This is a genomic window from Dactylosporangium sucinum, from assembly GCF_014647515.1.
GTDB lineage: Bacteria > Actinomycetota > Actinomycetes > Mycobacteriales > Micromonosporaceae > Dactylosporangium > Dactylosporangium sucinum.
In genome coordinates this window covers 89,127-105,912 of sequence record NZ_BMPI01000019.1, presented here as the reverse complement: position 1 = coordinate 105,912, position 16,786 = coordinate 89,127, and the positions used below count along the sequence as shown (strand labels likewise).

The window sequence follows — 16,786 nt, the reverse complement described above, 5'->3', positions numbered from 1 at the left end:
AGCTCGGAAGAAGCGGTCCGATCGAGGGTAGTCGTGATGATGGTCTTGTGAAAACAACACGGCTGATGTTAAATCGCTCCAACGCCGCTGACACCCCGGTCTGCGAAGCTCACCGCAGCGCCGCGGCGCATCAGGAGGAGACATGTTACGGAGACGCTTTCTTGCGGCCGCTGCGGTCGCGACGCTGCTCGCGGGGCTCACGGCCTGCGGCGACGACGCGGGTGACGACAGCGGCGGCGAGCAGACGGTGACGTTCTGGCACTCGATGGCCGGTGCCAACGGCGAGGCCGTCAACCACCTCGTCGAGGAGTTCAACAAGGCCCACGCCGGCAAGATCAAGGTCGAGGCGACGTTCCAGGGCAAGTACAACGACTCGCTCACCAAGCTCAAGGCGTCGGTGCAGTCGCGGCAGACGCCGAACCTGGTGCAGGTCTTCGAGATCGGCACCCAGCTCATGGTCGACACCAAGGCGACGGTCGCCTTCGCCGACCTCGCCGGGCCGGCCGGGATCGACACCGCCACCGTCGAACCGGGCATCGCCAAGTACTACACGGTCGGCGGCAAGCTGCAGGCCCTGCCCTTCAACGCCTCGGCGCCGATGCTGTTCTACAACAAGACCGCGTTCAAGGACGCCGGCCTCGACCCGGAGAAGCCGCCGACCACGATGGGTGAGCTGGCCGAGGCGGCCCGCAAGCTGACGGTCAGCGCCGGAGGCAAGACCACCCGCTACGGCGCGGTGGCGTCGATCGACGGCTGGCTCGTCGAGCAGATGCTCGCCGCGGGCGGCGTGCAGTACTGCAACCAGGACAACGGTCGCTCCGGCCGCACCACCGCCGTCAACTGGGACACCCCTGAGCTGCGCGGGATCGTGAACACCTGGGCGGGCCTGGTGAAGGACGGCAGCCTGCTCAACGTCGGGCGCAACAACACCGACGCGTCCGCGGCGTTCCAGGCCGGGCGTGCGGCGATCCTGCCGTTCACGTCGGCCAACCTGCGCGACATCATGAAGGGCTCGAAGTTCGAGGTCGGGGTCGCCAACTACGTCAGGCCGGACAACACCACCGCGAGCGGCGTGTTCAACGGCGGGGCGGCGGTCTGGACGATGGCCGGGCACCCGAAGGCGCAACAGGCCGCCGCGGCGGAGTTCCTCAAGTACCTCGCGTCGGCCGACGCGCAGGGCTACTGGGCCGCGCAGACCGGCTACATCCCGGTCGTCACGGCGGCAGCGGACAGCAAGGCGTTCCAGGAAACCGTCGCGACCTACCCGGACTTCGCCAAGCCCGGCGCCGAGTTGCGCACCGCCGCCACGACGGCGGCCAGCAGCGGCTGCCTCATGGGGGTCATGCCGCAGGCCCGCGACAAGATGAACGACATCGTCGAGTCGGTGATCCTCGGCAAGACCAGCGCCGACCAGGCCATCACCGCCGGGCAGACCGCCATAGCGGAGGCCATCGCCACCTACAACAAATCCGTCGGACAGTAAGGGGCGCAGCAGTGCCGATCCTCGTCGGACACCGCGGCGCGCCCCTGCGCCGCATGGAGAACACCGTCCCGTCGCTGCTGCTCGCGGCGGAGCAAGGCGCTGACGCGGTCGAGTTCGACGTCCGCGGTAGCGCCGACGGCCACCCGATCCTGCTGCACGACCGCACGCTCCAGCGGTTCTGGAACGACCCGCGGACGCCCGCAGAGGCGAGCCTCGCCGAGATCCGGGCGCTGCGGACCGAGGTGACCGGCGAGCGGATCCCCACCCTCGCCGAGGTCGCCGACGCGGTTGCGGTCCGGCTCGTCGTGGACAACAAGGATCCCGAGCTCGTACCGGCGGTGGCCGCCGAACTGCGCGCCGCGGGCGCGATCGAGCGGTCGTGCTTCATCGGCGAGCCCGCGGTGCTCACCGTCGTCCGTGCGCACCAGCCCGACGCCGAGATCGTGCTCTCCTGGGTCGGCCCGGAGCTGCCGCCGGCGAGCCTGCTCGACACGGTCCGGCCGCAGGCGCTCAACCTGCGTTGGGACAGCCTGTCCGAGGAGTCGGTCGCGCGGGCGGCCGACCTCGGGCTGCGCATGTGGACCTACTGCATCGACGACGCGCAGCAGGCGGCACGGGCACTCGCCTGGGGGGTCGACGGCTTCATCTCCAACGACCTGCCCGCCGTGACGCCGGTCCTCGCCGGGGCGGGCGCCTGATGGCCGCGGGTGCGGACGAGCTGAAGGAGCTGCACGAGTTCGCCATCGAGCTCGCCGGAGCCGCGGTCCGGACGATCGCGGCGAGCCGGCCCGACCCGGCGACCGCCGGGACCAAGGCCGACGCCGCCGATTGGGTGACGCCGTTCGACCGCGAGGTCGAGCGGCTCACCCGCGACGGGATCGCCCACAGGTTCCCGTCTCACCGGGTCGTGGGGGAGGAGTACGGCGGCGGCGCCGGCGACGGGTTCACCTGGTACGTCGACCCGATCGACGGCACCACCAACTTCGTCCACGGGCTGCCCTGGTCGTCGTACAGCCTGGCCGGCTTCGACGAGGGCGGCGTGGCCGTCGGCGTGGTCGCCGACCCGGCCCGCGGCGAGATCCTCAGCGCCGTCCGCGGTGGTGGCGCCTTCGCCGACGGCCTTCCGGTCACCTGCCGGCCGGCGGGCTCGCTCGCCGGCGAGGTGCTGCTGACCGAGTGGTCGAAGAACCGTCCCTGGCCCGGCATGTTCGCGGTGCTGACCGAGGTGTCCGACCGGTTCGCCGCGACCCGCATCATGGGCTCCTGCGCCCTGGCCCTGGCCGCCGTCGGGGCGGGGCGGGCCGCCGGCGCGCTGATTCCCGGCCGGTACAACCTGTGGGACGTCGCCGCCGGAGCGTTGATCGCCAGGGAGGGCGGCGCACTCGTGTACGGGCGCAACGGTGTCGACGACGGCGTGCCGGAGGACGGCATCCTCGCCGCCGCACCGGGCGTCGCGGGCGAGGTCTGGCAACTGTGGCGGGCGGCGGCATGACGGCCGCGCACCCCACCACGACAGCGCCGGCGCCGGCGGCGGTGCCCCCGGCGCCCGTCCCCGCGGCCCGGCGCCGGTCGCGGTACCGGCCGGCCGAGATCGCGGTGGCCCTGGCGTTCCTCGTCCCGTCCACCGTCATCTTCGTACTGTTCGTGTTCTACCCGCTGCTGCGCACCGTCTGGCTGAGCGTGCACGGCAGCGACATCTTCGGCAACGCCACGGATTTCGTGGGGCTGGACCGCTACCAGGACTTCTTCGGCGACCCGCAGCTGCGCAAGGTCCTGCTCGTCACGGTCCTGTTCGCGCTGTGCACGGTGCTGCCCACCCTCGTGCTGGGCCTCGGGCTGGCGCTGGCGCTGCAGTCCAAGGTCCGCGGCATCGGCTTCTTCCGGACGCTGATGGCCACGCCGTTCGCCTTCTCCGCCGCATCGGCGGCCGTCGTGTTCGACGTCTTCTACAGCCCCAGCATCGGCGTCTTCAACGGCATCCTGAGCACGCTGGGAGTGTCCGGCGTCGAGTGGCTCACCGACCCGGCCACGGCGTTGCCCAGCCTGGCGCTGGTCAGCGTGTGGCGTGACCTCGGCTACGCGGTCCTGGTCTTCTCGGCCGGTCTGCAGGCGATTCCGGAGGAGTACCTGGAGGCCGCCCGTCTCGACGGCGCCGGTCGCTGGCGGGTGCTGCGCGGGATCGTCCTGCCGCTGCTCACCCCGACGATCTTCTTCATGCTCGTGGTGTCGACGATCGGTTCGCTGCAGACCTTCGGCGAGATCAACATCCTGACCGGCGGCGGCCCGGACGGTGCCACCACCACCCTGGTCTACGGGCTGTACAAGTCGGCGTTCGCGTTCGGCGCGTCGGACTACGGCCTCGCCTCGGTGCAGGGTGTCGTCCTGCTGCTCCTGGTCACCGCCATCACCACGATCCAGTTCCGGGTCCTGCAGCGGAAGGTGTTCTACTCATGAGCGGTCCGGAGCGCAGCGGAGGCCGCATGAGCCGGTTGCGCAGCGCGGGCACGATCGCGGGACTGGTCGTCCTCGTCGCGATCGTGATCTTCCCGCTGTACTACGCGGTCGCCGGGTCGCTGATGAGCCGCGACGATCTGACCCGCTTCCCGCCCGCGCTGTTCCCGACCAGCATCCACATGAGCAGCTTCAGCGGGGTCCTCAACGCGGTGCCGCTGGCCCGCCAGTACGGCAACAGCATCCTGGTCTCCCTGGTCGTCGTGCTCGGCGTGCTGGTCACCTCGGTGCTGTCCGGCTACGTGTTCGCGTTCCTGCACTTCCCGTTCAAGCGGCTCGCGTTCGGCATGTTCCTGGCCACGATGATGGTGCCGGCGGAGTCGATGATCATCCCGAACTACCTCACGATGGCCGACTGGGGTCTGGTCAACACGTTCCCGGCGCTGTTCCTGCCGTTCCTCGCGGCCGGCTTCGGCACGTTCCTCATGCGGCAGTTCTTCCTCAGCTTCCCGAAGGAGGTCTACGAGGCGGCGAAGGTCGAGGGCTGCGGACACCTGCGGTTCCTGTGGCGGATCCTGGTCCCCCTGTCCCGGCCCGCGATCGGCACCCTGGCCATCCACTCCTTCATCAGCAGCTACAACCACTACTTCTGGCCGCTGCTGGTCACGAGCACGCCGAAGATGCAGACCCTGCAGATCGGCCTGGCCCAGCTCAACTCGGTCGAGGAGCGGGCACCCGACGTCATCTTCGCCGGCGTCGTGCTCGCCATCATCCCGATGCTGGTGATGATCTACGTGTTCCAGCGGCACATCGTGCGCGGCCTGACGGCGGGAGCGGTCCGATGACGCCGATGCCGGCGAGGCCCGCACCGACCCTCGTGCCCGGCGAGGTCGCCGGCGTCGGCAGCCACGGCCTGTACCACCGGCTGCGCCGGGTACCGGGCGAGGCCCACACCGTGCGCACCGACTTCGTCCCCGGTCCGGCCCCGTCCGGCGGCGAGACCGTGATCGCCACCCTCGCCCACCTGACGGACCTGCACGTCGTCGATCCCGGGTCGCCGGCCCGGCTGGACTTCGCCATGCGGACCGGCGCCGGCACCCCCAGCTGGGCCGGGCTCGTCGACTGGGTGTTCCGGCCCCAGGAGGCGCTTGCCCCGCACGCGGCCGCGGCGATGGTCCGCACGCTCGCCGCCCTCGACGTCGACGCGTGCGTGGTCACCGGCGACAACATCGACAACGCGCAGGCGAACGAGCTCGCCGCCTATCTGGCACTGCTCGACGGCGGCAAGGTCGAGGTCAGCCCGTTCGGCTACCAGGGTCCCCAGCGGCTGGACTGGGACGACCCGTGGTACTGGCGTCCCGACCCGGGCGACGACCGCTACAAGCGCCTGTGGGGGTTCCCGACCCACCCCGGCCTGCTGGAGGCCGCCGCGGCGCCGTTCACCGCCGTGGGCCTCGGCCACCCGTGGCTCGCCTGCCTCGGCAACCACGACCTGCTGATCGGTGGCACCACGGCGGCCCGGCCGGACCTCGCGGCCATCGCCACCGGGCCGCGCAAGCCGGTCGGCCTGCCGACCGGACCGGACCTGCCCGACGCCCTGGGCACGTTCCTCACCGACCCGGCGGCGCTCTTCACCGGACCCTCCCGGGCGGTGCCGGCCCTCGCCGGCCGGACCTTCATCACCCCGGCCGACTTCGTGAACGCCCACCGGCACCCGCACGCCCGTCCTGCCGGGCACGGGTTCACGGCGGCCAACCTTCGCGACGGTACCGCCCACTACGCCTACGACCCCGTGCCCGGTGTGCGGATCGTCGTGCTCAACACCGACAACCCGCACGGGCACTGGGACGGCAGCATGGACCGGGCCCAGCTCGACTGGCTCGCCGAGCAGCTCGCCGCCGACGGTCCGGACGACCCGCTCATCGTGCTCGCCTCGCACCACGCGACGAGCTCGCTGCGCAACGCCTACGGTGTCTGCCCGGACCAGCCGGGGGAGCGGGCGTACGCCGGCGAGATCCTCCGCCTCGCGCTCGGCTGCCGCAATGTGGTGCTCTGGCTCAACGGCCACCACCACGCCAACCGGGTCGTCGCGCACCACCGCGGCGACGGCGGTGGGCTGTTCGAGGTGACCACCGCGGCGATCGCCGACTGGCCGGTGCAGGCGAGGGTGCTGCGGATCGCCCGCGAACGCTCCGGTGGCATCTGCGTCACCAGCACCCTCGTCGACCACGACGCGCCCACGGTGCCGGACGCGGGGCAGGACACCACCGACCGCCTCGCCGCGCTGCACCGCGAGCTCGCCTACAACGACGCCGTCCGAGCCGGTCGCACCGGCGCGGCCGGCGGCGCGCCGGACCGCAACGTCCGGCTCCGACTCCCCGCACCTGTCCGCTGAAGGGAGCACCGCCAATGCGCCGTCCCGTTCTGGCGCTCGCGCTGGCGATCGGCATCGTTCTCGGCACGGCGGCACCAGCCGCCGCCGCGACCGTGACCGTCACCAGCGGCTCCATCAAGGTCATGTTCCTGCGCCCGAACCTCGACCCGGTTCCCGACTCCGACTACGCCACCCCCGACCCAAGCAAGACCGGACCGCAGTTCACGCAGTACCAGACCACCGGCCTGCGCGACGAGATCGACACGCTGGTCCAGGCCAGCGTGGCCGGGTCGACGCTCTACGCCTCGCTGTACACCTTCACCGACCAGGCCATCACCGACCACCTGCTCGCCGCGCACGCGCGTGGGGTCAAGGTACGCCTGATCGTCGAGGCCTGCACCGACGGCGACCCCGCCGTGTGCAACCAGTCCGCCCAGGTCAACGCGCTGGTCTCCGGCCTGCCGGCGTGGTCGTCCGGCGCCACCGGCTCGTGGGTGAAGCGGTGCTTCGCGTCCTGCGCCGGCGGCGGCGTCGGCATCGACCACAACAAGTTCTGGGTCTTCAGCGCCCTGTCGGACGGGCGCACCGACGTCACCCTCGTCGGGTCGAACAACCCCACCAACCCGCAGCAGCAGATGTTCCAGAACCTCGTGGAGGTCTCCGGCAACGCCGCACTCGCCACGGCCTACCGCGACTACGTGAACCGGAAGCTCGCCGTGACCGGCAGCAGCAAGGTCTACGAGACCGGACACGTCGACGCGGGGCCGTTCCGCCTGTGGTTCTCGCCCCGCAACTCCCCCAGTACCGCCGAGGACGCCGAGATCAGCAGCTCCTTCAACCCGCAGAGCACCCGCCACGACATCTTCGCCGCCGCCATCGACGACCTGCAGTGCTCCACGACCGGCACCGACGACGTGATCCGGCTCGCGATGTGGTCGTTCCGGGAGGCCCGGCCCGAGGTCATCGACGCGCTCGGTGACAAGCTCGACGCCGGTTGCACCGTCGAGGTCGCCACCGGTGAACACGAGGACGCGATGGACGAGCTGGCCGCGCGTGGCATCGGCGTCTACGCGATGGACCCGGGCGGCTGCCGGCAGTCGTTCTTCGCGGTCGGCTCCGCGGTCAACGCCGAGTGCTCCGACGGCAGCATCCACTCCAAGTACGTGCTGGTGCAGGGCGTGTCACGCAAGGACAACCAGACGCACCGGTACGTCTACACCGGCTCGCACAACCTGACCAACGGCGCGCTGAAGAAGAACGACGAGACGTTCATGCGCATCGACGACGCCACCGTCTACAACGGATACGTCGCCGACTTCGCCGCCATCACGGAAGCGGCCGTGAAGATCGCGCCGTCGCGGTACCCCGCCGCGACCTTCGCCACGGCGAACCAGGTCGCCACCGGCGACCAGTACGAGCCGGCGGTCGCCGCACACCGCGACGCGACCGGACACCACGTCAGCGTGGTCGCCTTCAGCTCCGGCTCGCTGACCGGCACCGGCAACGAGATCCGGCTGGGGCGCTTCGTCGACGGGGTGCGCCAGTCGGACGTCGTCGTCCGCACCGGCGGCAGCACCAACTGGAACTACCGCACACCCGACGTCGGCCTGGCCGGCAACGGCGACGCGGTGGTCGTGTGGGCCGACGACAGCAACGGCAACGGCGGCTACGAGATCCGCTCCCGCCGGGTCCACCCGGACGGGACGATGACCTCGATCGTCAACGTCAACTCCCAGGCCGACGGCGACCAGAGCGAACCATCGGTCGCGGTCCTGCCCGACGGCCGGTTCGGCGTCGCCTGGCAGGACACCGCTACAGCCGGGGCCAGCTCCATCCGCTATGCCTCGTTCAGCGCGACCGACACCCGGCTGTCGCCGGTGAGCGGCGGCTACGACGTGCCGGTGCAGGCGGTGGCCGGCGGGACCTACCGCAAGCCGGACCTCGCGATCAACGACTCCGGCACCGCCGCGGTCGCCTGGGAGGACGACGAGGACGGCAACGGCGGATACAGCATCAGGGCGAAGACCGGTACGGTCGCCGGATCGTTCGGGACCGTCGTCGCCGTGCACACCGGCGCGCTCTCCGACGGCCAGCAGCTCGAGCCGGCGGTCGCGATCGGCGCGTCCGGGACCTGGTACGTCGCATGGACCGACGACTACACGGGCCGGACCGGCGCCGACGGCAACCCGCAGTCGCTGATCTACGTGCGTGGCTTCACCGGCACGACCGCCGCGTTCGCCGCCCGAACCGTCAGCGGGCCGATCTACCGGTGGACGACCGATGCGGCCGGCGCGTACGGCGTGACGGCCCAGACGGCTTACCAGTCCGACCGGGTCGGTCGCCAGTCGCATCCGGACATCGCCGTGGACGGCGCCGGCAACGCCGTGGTGACCTGGCACGAGACGGGGCAGGCGACCGGGCTCACCAGTGCCGGCAGCGGCACCGAAGTGTGGGCCCGCGGCATCGGCCCGGCGGGTGCGACGAGCAACCTGTTCCCGGAGTACCGGCTGAGCGTGTTCACCGCCAACCGGCAGGACGACCCGGCGATCGGCGCCGACCAGGACGGCTACCTGACCGTCGTCTACGTCGACGACTGGGACGGCAACGGCGGCACCCAGCTGAAGATCCGCTACGGCCTGCGCAACTGCGCGCAGACCTGCTGATCCTGGCGGTGGCGAGGAGGACGGCACCGACCTCCTCGCCACCGCCGCAACTGAGCAGCGGCCGGCGCGCCGTCCCTCGTCAGTGGGCGGTGAAGCCGCCGTCGACGGGGAGGGTCACGCCCGTGATGTACGCGCCCGCGTCGGAGACCAGCAGCAGCAGCGCGCCCGTCACGTCGGACTCGGTGGCCAGGCGGCCCAGGGGTGTGCGGGCGCAGTAGCGCTCGACGAACGACGCCGGCTGGGTGCCGTCGGCCAGGCCGCCCGGGGCCAGGCAGTTGACCCGGATGCCGTGCGGGCCCAGCTGGACGGCCAGGTGGCGGGTCAGGCCGATCATGCCCGCCTTGTCGTACGCGTAGAACAGCGGCATCGTCATGGCGGTCCCGGTGTACAGGCCGAAGTCGGGGCCCGTGATGCCGTAGATCGAGCCGATGTTCAGGATCGCGCCGCCGGTGCCGCGCTCGATCATCGCCGCCGCGACCGCCTGCGTCACCAGGAACAGGCCGCGGGAGTTGGCCGCCGACGTCGCGTCCCAGTCGGCCGCCGACGTCGTGAACAGGTCGCCGCCCTGGCGGTGCACGGCGTTGTTGACCAGGATGTCGACGCCGGATCCCAGGCGGTCGGGCAGCCCCGCGATCGACGCGGGATCCGACAGGTCCAGCGCGACGCCCGACGCCGCGAGCCCGGACGCGCGCAGGGCCGAGGCCGCGGCCTCGGCGCGGGCGGGGGAGCGGGACGTGATGACGACGTGGGCGCCCGCCTCGGCGAGGGTGCGGGCGATCGGCGTGCCGTACAGGCCGGTGCCGCCGGTGACGACCGCCGTCCGGCCGGTGAGCGAGAACGCCTCGAAGACGGTCATGTGAGCAGCTCCGCGAGGCCGGCGGTCCACCGTGGCGGCGGTCCGGGTTCGGTCAGGGCGTGCAGGGCGCCGGCGTCCTTCCACCCGGCGCCGGTGGCGATGAGCACGGCCCGCGACCCGGCCGGCAACCGGCCGGACGAGGCGTCGGCGAGCAGCCCGGCGAGGGCGGTGGCCCCGGCCGGCTCGACGAAGATGCCGGCGTGCACCATCCGGGCGTGCGCGGCGGCGACCTCCGCGTCGGTGACCTCCGTGAGATGACCGCCGGACCCGGCGACGGCCGCCGGAACGTCGTCGTCGAACAACGTGGCCACCTGCAGGCCGGAGATGCCGGTGGTGCTCGGCGAGGTCAGGACGCCCGGCCCGCCGGCGAGCGCGTCGCGGACGGTCGGACAGCCGCTGGGCTGGACGGCCACGAGCCGGGGCACGCCGCCGCCGAGGTCGCGGTACCCGCGCCACAGCGACGCATAGAGCCCGCCCCCGCCGACGGGCGCGTACACGTGGGTGGGCGAGGCCTGCGCGGCCAGCTCGTACGCTATCGTCCGAGCCCCCGCCATGATCTCCGGCGCGTACCGGCCCCCGGTCAGGAACGCCAGGTACCCCTGCCGCGCGGCGACGTCACGCACCTCGGACGCCAGGGCGAGCGTCGTCTGCGGGTCGTGTCCGAGGCCGTCGACGAGATAGACCTCCGCCCCGGCCGCGCGGATCTGCACCAGCTTCTCCGGCGGCGTGGTGGCCAGGGCGAGCAGGACCACCCGGACCCCGGCCCGAGCCCCGTAGGCGGCGACGGCCGCACCGCCGTTGCCCGAGGACGTGCCGACGATGCCGCGCAGCGACCGCTCCCGGACCAGCGAAACGGCCACCGCCGCCACCCGGTCCTTGAACGACCCGGTCGGGTTGAGATGCTCGCACTTGACGTGCACGCTGATGCCGGAGAGGCCGAGGACGTCGGTGACGTCCAGCAGCGGCGTGTCACCCTCACCAAGGCTCACCATCAGGCCACCACCCGCGCCGGGGTGGTGGATCGCGGCAGCGACGCGACGTCGACCGGGCACACCCCGGGCGTGGCCACCTCGATGGCGAGGGCCACGTCGGGAAACGCCGACCGCCAGGCGACCGCGCCCTTGGCGACGATGACGGCCACCGAGGCGGGGTCGATGCCGACGGACGTCAGGTGCTCCCGATGAAACGGCGGGGTCGCGCGCTCGGTGACGACGACCCGCACGCCCCGCTGCCGCAGCACCGCGGTCGTGCCCATGCTGAACGACTGCCCGGTCATCCACGACCCCGCGGTCGTGTAACCGCCGTCGGTCACGGCGAGGATCTCGGCTTCCATTTCCACGGGTGTACCGTGCCGGGCGTCCGCCTTCCCCCCGACCGCGGCGACCATGCTCGCCCCGGCGCCGAGCGACGCCGCCCGCCGGGCGATCTCGGCGTCGGCGATCACGACGACGGCGTCCGGCGCGTCGGCGGCGATCAGCGCCGCCAGCAGCGCGGTCCCGTCGCCCGGGCTCCCGCCCCCGATGTTGTCGGCGACGTCGGCGAGCACGACCGGCCGGACAGCGGCGGCCAGGGCCTCCCGCACCGCGGCGTCCACGCCGGGCCGGTGCAGAGCAAATTGCGCCGCGTGTACCTCGATGTCGCCGGCGATCTCGTTGGCGACCCGGCGGGCGGCATCGGCCTGATCCGCCCCGGCGACGACGAGCACACCGATGCCGGCCCGATCGACGTCGCTGTATGCGAAGCCGGGCGTGAGCGAGACCCGGGCCAGCCCGGCCCGGGCGGTCCGCTCCCGCGCCCGCGCGATCAGCCCCCGCATCGGCTCGGCATCGGTGGACTGCGCGAGGGGACAGGTCAGCAGCGGCACCTTGGCCAGCACGGTGGTCAGCGGACGCCCGCCGATCGCCTCCGCCAGCAGGGTCGCCGCCTCGTGCCCGCGCTCGAACATGTCGACGTGCGGATAGGTGTCGTAGGCGAGCACGATGTCGCAGGCGCCCACGAACGCCGGCGACGGGTTGGCGTGCAGGTCGAGCACCGCCGCGATCGGGACGCCGCCGACGACCTCGCGGATCCGCCGCAGCAGCACGGCCTCGACGTCCGGCGTCCCGGCCGCGACCATCGCCCCGTGCAGGTTGAGCAGCACCCCGTCGAACGCGGCGGCGGCCGCCAGCGCCGCGGTGAGGCGGTCGAGCAGGGTGGCCAGGGTCTCGGCGGGAGCGGGGCCGGACGGCCAGGCGCCGGCCGAGAAGACCGGCACCGCGTCGATCCCCGGCGTGGCCAGGAAGCCACTGATGACCGACCGGTCGCCGTCGTGGTGGCGGCGGACGTCGTCGCCGGCGACGAGCTCGAACGCCTCGAACGCGGCGAGGTCGGCCGGGTTGGGCCCGTACGTGTTCGTCTCGTGCCACAGCCCCAGCACCGCGACCCGGGGCAGCGTCATGGCCGCGACTCCGCGACGTGGGCGGCGAGGGCGCGGTCGAAGCGCTCCAGGGCGTCGGCGAGCTCGGCGGGGCCGTGGGCGGCCGAGACGTACCAGATCCCCCGCCCGGCGACCCAGATGCCGTGCGTGGTGAGGGTGCGGCTGAAGCGGGTGTACCGCGCCAGGTCCAGCGACTGCAGCGAGGCGTGGTCGACCACGTCGGTCGGCGGGGCGCCCTCGGCGCGGAACGAGACGTGGAACGCGGCCGGCAGCCCCTGGACGTGCAGCGGCACGCCGTGGCGCTCGCCGATGCCGCGCAGGCCGGTCATGAGCGCGGTGCCGTGCTCCTCGACGGAGACGTACGGCGGGGTCTCCCGCAGCACGTCCATCGTCGCCGAGACCGCGGCGGCGGCCATGACGGAGGCATTGAAGGTGCCGGAGTGGTTGACCTTCCCGGTGCCGAACAGCTCCAGCAGCTCGCGGCGCCCGGCGATGGCCGCGACGGGCCAGCCTCCGGCGACGGCCTTGCCGTACAGGGCGAGGTCGGGGGTGACACCGAAGCGCTGGGCGGCGCCGCCGAAGGCGAGCCGGAAGCCGGTGACGACCTCGTCGAAGATGAGCACGGCGCCGTGGGCGGTGCACAGCTCGCGCAGGCGGGCCAGGAACCCGGGGCGCGGCGCGATCGCCCCGCTGTTGCACATCATCGGCTCGATGATGACCGCGGCGATCTCGCCCGGGTGCTCCTCGAAGCACCGCTGGACGGCCTCGGCGTCGTTGAACGGGGCGACGACCCAGTCGGCGAGGTACTGCGGCGGCTGCCCGGCGGAGCCGGGGCGGTGCCCGTCCGGGCCGTGGGCCATGAGGACGGTGTCGAGCCAGCCGTGGTACTGCCCGGCGAACCCGATCATCTTCCGGCGCCCGGTCGCGGCGCGGGCCAGGCGCAGCGCGGCATGCACGGCCTCGGTGCCGGAGACGCCGAGGCGGGCCATGTCGGCCCAGCCGACCGCGGCGAGCAGCTTCTCGACCGCCTCGACCTCCAGGGCGTGCTGCGCGCCGAAGACCATTCCGCGCCCGACGGCGGTGGTGACCGCGCCGTTGACCTGCGGGTGGGCGTGGCCGAGGAACGCGGGGCCCTGGCCGAGCAGGTAGTCGACGTACTCGTTGCCGTCGACGTCCCAAAGGCGCGGGCCACTGCCGCGCTCGAAGAAGGTCCGGGCGGTGGCGAGCCGCACGTTGGAGCTCACGCCGCCGGGGAGCACCGCGGCGGCGCGGGCGGCGAGATCGGCGGCGCCAGTGCCGGGGCGGACGGCCTGGTCGGCGGTCATCGGGCGGCGTCCTCGCTCGCGGCGTCCTCGCTCGCTGGCGGGATCCACAGCACGGCATCGACCTCGATGTCGAAGCCGGGCAGCGCGACCGGGACGGTGGTGCGGGCCGGGTGCGGCGCGCTGAGGCGCCGCTGGCAGGCCTCGTTCCACTCGGCGAAGTGCGCCAGTGTGCTCAGGTAGCAGCCGATCCGGACGGCGTGGGCCAGCGAGGTGCCCGCCTCGGCGGCGAGGGCGGCGATGTTGTCGAAGACGGCCTCGGCCTGGTCGTGGAAGGTGGGGCCGGCCTGGCTGCCGTCGGGGCGGAACGGGCCCTGCCCGGAGACGAACAGCAGGTCGCCCACGCGCACGGCGGGGCTGTAGGGGCCGGCCGCCGGACCGATGGCGGGACTTGTCACGGGGGTTGGGTTCCGCACGAAGACCACCGTTTCACTAGCTGCAATTGATGTTCCGTTTCGACACCCTAAACGCCGCGGTGCGGGAGTCGTCAACCCCCGCGCGGCGATAAATGATCACAACGGAACCCGCGGTGCGGTCAGTGCGGCACGTCCCGGGCCGCGTCCATCAGCGGGCCCATGTGCTTCTTGAGCAGGTGCGCGACCCGCTGGGCGTCCTCCGAGGCGAACCGCGAGGCGGGTGCGGACAGGCTCAGCGCCGCCGGGACCGCGAGGCCGTCGACGGGCACGGCCACGCACCGCCCGTCGGGCTGGTTCTCGCAGTCGTCGATGCCCCAGCCCCGCTCCACGGTGAGCTTGACCTCGTCCAGGAACCCGTCCACGGTGGTGATGGTGTCGGCGGTGAACTCGGGCATCCCGGCCTGCTCGAGGATGGTGCGCAGCCGGCTCTCGGGGACCTGGCCGGCCATGACCTTGCCGGTCGCGGTCGAGTGCAGGCACGCCCGCTCGCCGCGGCTGGCGGCCAGCCGCACCCGCCGCTCGCTCTCGACCACCTCGACGTGCACGACCTCGATGCCGTCGAGCACGGCGAAGTTCATCGTCTCCTCGAACCGGTCGCGCAGCTTGACCAGGTGCGGCAGCACCGCGTCGCGCAGGGCCGCGTGGTAGTCGAAGCGCTGCGGCCGGAACGCCAGGCCCAGCCGGTAGGAGCCGTCCTCGGTGTCGCGCTCCACGTAGTTGCGGGCCTCCAGCGCCGAGAGGTACCGCAGCGTGGAACTCTTCGGCAGCGACACCGCCTCGGCGAGCGCGGCGAGCGACATCCCGGTCGCGGGCTGTTGCTGCAGGGCGTCCAGCACGTCGCACACCCGGTCCACGGCGCGGATGTTGTACCCCGCGCCGCCCTGACCTGCGGCGTCGTCTTCTTGCATCGTTCCTGGCCTCCGTTCGACGGTCCGCTGTCGCCGCGCTGCCCAGTGCGTACCAACCCTGTTACGAGGATTGACATGATCCACGCGGACGACTAGAAGGTATACCACGTGCTAGAACGAGAGTTTCATTTCTGTCTCTGCGAGCATACCGACTCGCGATCGACCGCGGGACGGCCCACTCAGCCGATCTAAGGGAGCCCGATGTGACAGAGGTCGTCCCACCGCTGATCACCCCCCTCACCGACCGGGGCACGGTCGACCGGCCGTCGCTGACGCGCCTCGTCCGGCACGTCGTGTCCGAAGGGGCCGGCGGAGTGCTGGTGCTGGGCTCCACCGGCGAAGGCGGGCACCTGCTCCCCGACGAGCAGGAGGCCGTCGTGGCCACCGCCGCCGCGGCCACCGACCGCGACGTCATGGCCGGCGTCGCGGCACTCAACACCCGCCAGGCCGCCCAGCTCGCCGCCCGGTTCGCCGCCGCCGGCGCGCGCAGCCTGCTGGTGCCACCGCCGTCGATGTTTCCACTCTCTCAGACGGAGCTCGCCCGGCACTTCGCGGCCGTCGCCGAGGCTGGCGGCGTGCCCACGATCGCCTACCACGTCCCGTCCCGCGTCCCGACCCCGGTCGGCGCCGCCCTGCTCGCCGAGCTCGTCGCCAAGGGCATCCTGGCCGGCGTCAAGGACAGCTCCGGCGACCTCGGCGGCCACCGCGCCGCCGTCCTGGCCACCGGGCGGTCGCCCGCGGTGCGCCTGCTGACCGGCTCCGAGACCTGCATCGACGCCGCCCTGCAGATCGGCTTCACCGGCGCCGTGCCCGGCCTGTCCAACGTCTTCACCGCGCTGCACCGGGCCCTGGCCGACGCGGCGGACGCCGGCGACTGGCCCGCGGCCCGGGACGTGCAGGACCGGCTGACCCGCCTGCACCGCATCTACGAGGGCCCGCACGGCGAGGGCTCCTTCACCGCCGGCGCGATCGGCGCGCTCAAGGCGGCCCTGGTCGAGCTCGGCGTGATCGAGACCGCGACGCTGAGCGAGCCGTTCACTCCGCTCGGCGAGGACGCCGTCCGCCACGTCCGGGACGTCCTGCGCGAGGACCGGCAGTGACCGGTCCCTGGCCGGACCCGGTCCGGCTCACGCCGCGGGTCACGCTGGTCGGCAGCGGCACGCTCGGCTTCGGGCTCACCGACCCGCACGACTCCCACGTGTACCTCGTCGACGGCGGCACCGACGCCGTGCTCGTCGACGCCGGCTGCGGCCTGGCCGCGGACCGGATCGCCGCGAACGTGCGGTCCTGCCTCGGCGCCCGCCAGGTGTCGCGGATCCTGCTCACCCACGCGCACGCCGACCACGCCGGCGGCGCCGCCGATCTCGCCCGGCTGCTCGGCGCGACCGTCATGGCGCTGCCACCGGCCGCGGCGATCGTCGCGGCCGGCGACGAGGACGCCTCGGGCCTGCGCATCGCGCGGCGGGCCGGGGTGTACCCGCCCGAGCTGCGTCCGGCGCCGGTGCCGGTGTGCCCGCTCGAAGCGGACGAACTGGCCGTCGGCGCGCTCACGCTCGGGATCCACCCGACGCCCGGCCACGCCGCCGGTCACTGCTGCTTCAGCCTCGCCGACGCCGACGCCGACGCCGACGCCGACGCCGGGTCGCGCGCTCTGTTCAGCGGCGACCTGGTGTTCGCCCGCGGCCGGGTCGCGGTCCTCGCCACGCCCGACACCGACCTGCGGGCGCTGGGCCAGAGCCTGCGGACCGTGGCGGCGCTGCGGCCGGACGTCCTGCTGCCCGGGCACGGTGCGCCGGTACTGCGGGAGGCCCACACGCACCTGCGGACCGCGGTCGAACACCTCGACCGGGGCGCGCTGCCCCCGGGCCTGTTGCCATGACCGGTCCGGAGCGAAGCG

At 72.9% G+C, this 16,786-nt stretch carries 15 protein-coding genes; 9 read left to right on the top strand and 6 right to left on the bottom strand.

All coding sequences use genetic code 11. The annotated features are described in order from the left end of the window. The first annotated feature begins 142 nt into the window (after positions 1-142). The 7 genes from IEZ31_RS20820 to IEZ31_RS20790 are packed head-to-tail and all read left to right on the top strand — an operon-like array spanning position 143 to position 8,971. Entirely contained in the window at positions 143-1,483 is a 1,341-nt protein-coding gene (locus IEZ31_RS20820; protein ID WP_190251583.1) for an ABC transporter substrate-binding protein, read from the top strand. A gap of 11 nt (positions 1,484-1,494) precedes the next feature. Then, positions 1,495-2,181 (top strand): glycerophosphodiester phosphodiesterase, encoded by a 687-nt coding sequence (locus IEZ31_RS20815; protein WP_190251582.1) that lies wholly within the window; start codon positions 1,495-1,497, stop codon positions 2,179-2,181. Further along, the gene (locus IEZ31_RS20810; protein WP_190251581.1) at positions 2,181-2,975 is read left to right on the top strand and encodes an inositol monophosphatase family protein; all 795 of its coding nucleotides are present in this window, start codon (positions 2,181-2,183) and stop codon (positions 2,973-2,975) included. The genes IEZ31_RS20815 and IEZ31_RS20810 overlap by 1 nt, the downstream gene beginning before the upstream one ends. Next, complete coding sequence (locus IEZ31_RS20805) at positions 2,972-3,937, top strand: carbohydrate ABC transporter permease (protein ID WP_190251580.1); 966 nt, start codon at positions 2,972-2,974, stop codon at positions 3,935-3,937. The genes IEZ31_RS20810 and IEZ31_RS20805 overlap by 4 nt, the downstream gene beginning before the upstream one ends. Beyond that, positions 3,934-4,779 (top strand): carbohydrate ABC transporter permease, encoded by an 846-nt coding sequence (locus IEZ31_RS20800; RefSeq protein ID WP_229835630.1) that lies wholly within the window; start codon positions 3,934-3,936, stop codon positions 4,777-4,779. The genes IEZ31_RS20805 and IEZ31_RS20800 overlap by 4 nt, the downstream gene beginning before the upstream one ends. Continuing rightward, positions 4,776-6,329: a metallophosphoesterase family protein gene (locus tag IEZ31_RS20795; RefSeq protein ID WP_190251579.1), complete on the top strand. Its 1,554-nt coding sequence runs from the start codon at positions 4,776-4,778 to the stop codon at positions 6,327-6,329. Before IEZ31_RS20800 ends, IEZ31_RS20795 begins: the two co-directional genes overlap by 4 nt. A 14-nt stretch (positions 6,330-6,343) precedes the next feature. After that, the gene (locus IEZ31_RS20790) at positions 6,344-8,971 is read left to right on the top strand and encodes a phospholipase D-like domain-containing protein (RefSeq protein ID WP_190251578.1); all 2,628 of its coding nucleotides are present in this window, start codon (positions 6,344-6,346) and stop codon (positions 8,969-8,971) included. Positions 8,972-9,050: 79 nt separating this feature from the next. Here the strand turns inward: IEZ31_RS20790 and IEZ31_RS20785 are convergent, their stop codons facing one another. The 6 genes from IEZ31_RS20785 to IEZ31_RS20760 all read right to left on the bottom strand — a co-directional run bounded on the left by IEZ31_RS20785 (position 9,051) and on the right by IEZ31_RS20760 (position 14,889). After that, positions 9,051-9,827, bottom strand: coding sequence for an SDR family oxidoreductase (locus IEZ31_RS20785; RefSeq protein ID WP_190251577.1), 777 nt, complete (start codon positions 9,825-9,827; stop codon positions 9,051-9,053). Continuing rightward, positions 9,824-10,819: a PLP-dependent lyase/thiolase gene (locus tag IEZ31_RS20780; RefSeq protein WP_190251576.1), complete on the bottom strand. Its 996-nt coding sequence runs from the start codon at positions 10,817-10,819 to the stop codon at positions 9,824-9,826. Before IEZ31_RS20780 ends, IEZ31_RS20785 begins: the two co-directional genes overlap by 4 nt. Continuing rightward, positions 10,819-12,264 (bottom strand): M81 family metallopeptidase, encoded by a 1,446-nt coding sequence (locus tag IEZ31_RS20775; protein ID WP_190251575.1) that lies wholly within the window; start codon positions 12,262-12,264, stop codon positions 10,819-10,821. Before IEZ31_RS20775 ends, IEZ31_RS20780 begins: the two co-directional genes overlap by 1 nt. Further along, complete coding sequence (locus tag IEZ31_RS20770; RefSeq protein ID WP_190251574.1) at positions 12,261-13,568, bottom strand: aspartate aminotransferase family protein; 1,308 nt, start codon at positions 13,566-13,568, stop codon at positions 12,261-12,263. The genes IEZ31_RS20775 and IEZ31_RS20770 overlap by 4 nt, the downstream gene beginning before the upstream one ends. Next, positions 13,565-13,963 (bottom strand): RidA family protein, encoded by a 399-nt coding sequence (locus IEZ31_RS20765; RefSeq protein ID WP_190251573.1) that lies wholly within the window; start codon positions 13,961-13,963, stop codon positions 13,565-13,567. Before IEZ31_RS20765 ends, IEZ31_RS20770 begins: the two co-directional genes overlap by 4 nt. 137 nt (positions 13,964-14,100) lie before the next feature. Beyond that, positions 14,101-14,889: an IclR family transcriptional regulator gene (locus tag IEZ31_RS20760; protein WP_190251572.1), complete on the bottom strand. Its 789-nt coding sequence runs from the start codon at positions 14,887-14,889 to the stop codon at positions 14,101-14,103. 203 nt (positions 14,890-15,092) lie between these two features. Between IEZ31_RS20760 and IEZ31_RS20755 the strand changes: the two genes are divergently transcribed. Both IEZ31_RS20755 and IEZ31_RS20750 read left to right on the top strand, forming a co-directional pair. Further along, positions 15,093-15,989 carry a dihydrodipicolinate synthase family protein gene (locus tag IEZ31_RS20755; protein WP_190251571.1) on the top strand — a complete coding sequence of 299 codons (897 nt, stop codon included), beginning with the start codon at positions 15,093-15,095 and terminating at the stop codon, positions 15,987-15,989. After that, the gene (locus IEZ31_RS20750) at positions 15,986-16,768 is read left to right on the top strand and encodes an MBL fold metallo-hydrolase (RefSeq protein WP_190251570.1); all 783 of its coding nucleotides are present in this window, start codon (positions 15,986-15,988) and stop codon (positions 16,766-16,768) included. The genes IEZ31_RS20755 and IEZ31_RS20750 overlap by 4 nt, the downstream gene beginning before the upstream one ends. Positions 16,769-16,786: the final 18 nt, after the last annotated feature.

Bases quoted from the DNA above. Each gene is read 5' to 3' on its own strand.
- IEZ31_RS20795 (WP_190251579.1), top strand. From the start codon at position 4,776: ATGACGCCGATGCCGGCGAGGCCCGCACCGACCCTCGTGCCCGGCGAG.
- IEZ31_RS20820 (WP_190251583.1), top strand. From the start codon at position 143: ATGTTACGGAGACGCTTTCTTGCGGCCGCTGCGGTCGCGACGCTGCTC.
- IEZ31_RS20780 (WP_190251576.1), bottom strand. From the start codon at position 10,819: ATGGTGAGCCTTGGTGAGGGTGACACGCCGCTGCTGGACGTCACCGAC.
- IEZ31_RS20810 (WP_190251581.1), top strand. From the start codon at position 2,181: ATGGCCGCGGGTGCGGACGAGCTGAAGGAGCTGCACGAGTTCGCCATC.
- IEZ31_RS20770 (WP_190251574.1), bottom strand. From the start codon at position 13,568: ATGACCGCCGACCAGGCCGTCCGCCCCGGCACTGGCGCCGCCGATCTC.
- IEZ31_RS20790 (WP_190251578.1), top strand. From the start codon at position 6,344: ATGCGCCGTCCCGTTCTGGCGCTCGCGCTGGCGATCGGCATCGTTCTC.
- IEZ31_RS20775 (WP_190251575.1), bottom strand. From the start codon at position 12,264: ATGACGCTGCCCCGGGTCGCGGTGCTGGGGCTGTGGCACGAGACGAAC.
- IEZ31_RS20760 (WP_190251572.1), bottom strand. From the start codon at position 14,889: ATGCAAGAAGACGACGCCGCAGGTCAGGGCGGCGCGGGGTACAACATC.
- IEZ31_RS20800 (WP_229835630.1), top strand. From the start codon at position 3,934: ATGAGCGGTCCGGAGCGCAGCGGAGGCCGCATGAGCCGGTTGCGCAGC.
- IEZ31_RS20785 (WP_190251577.1), bottom strand. From the start codon at position 9,827: ATGACCGTCTTCGAGGCGTTCTCGCTCACCGGCCGGACGGCGGTCGTC.
- IEZ31_RS20805 (WP_190251580.1), top strand. From the start codon at position 2,972: ATGACGGCCGCGCACCCCACCACGACAGCGCCGGCGCCGGCGGCGGTG.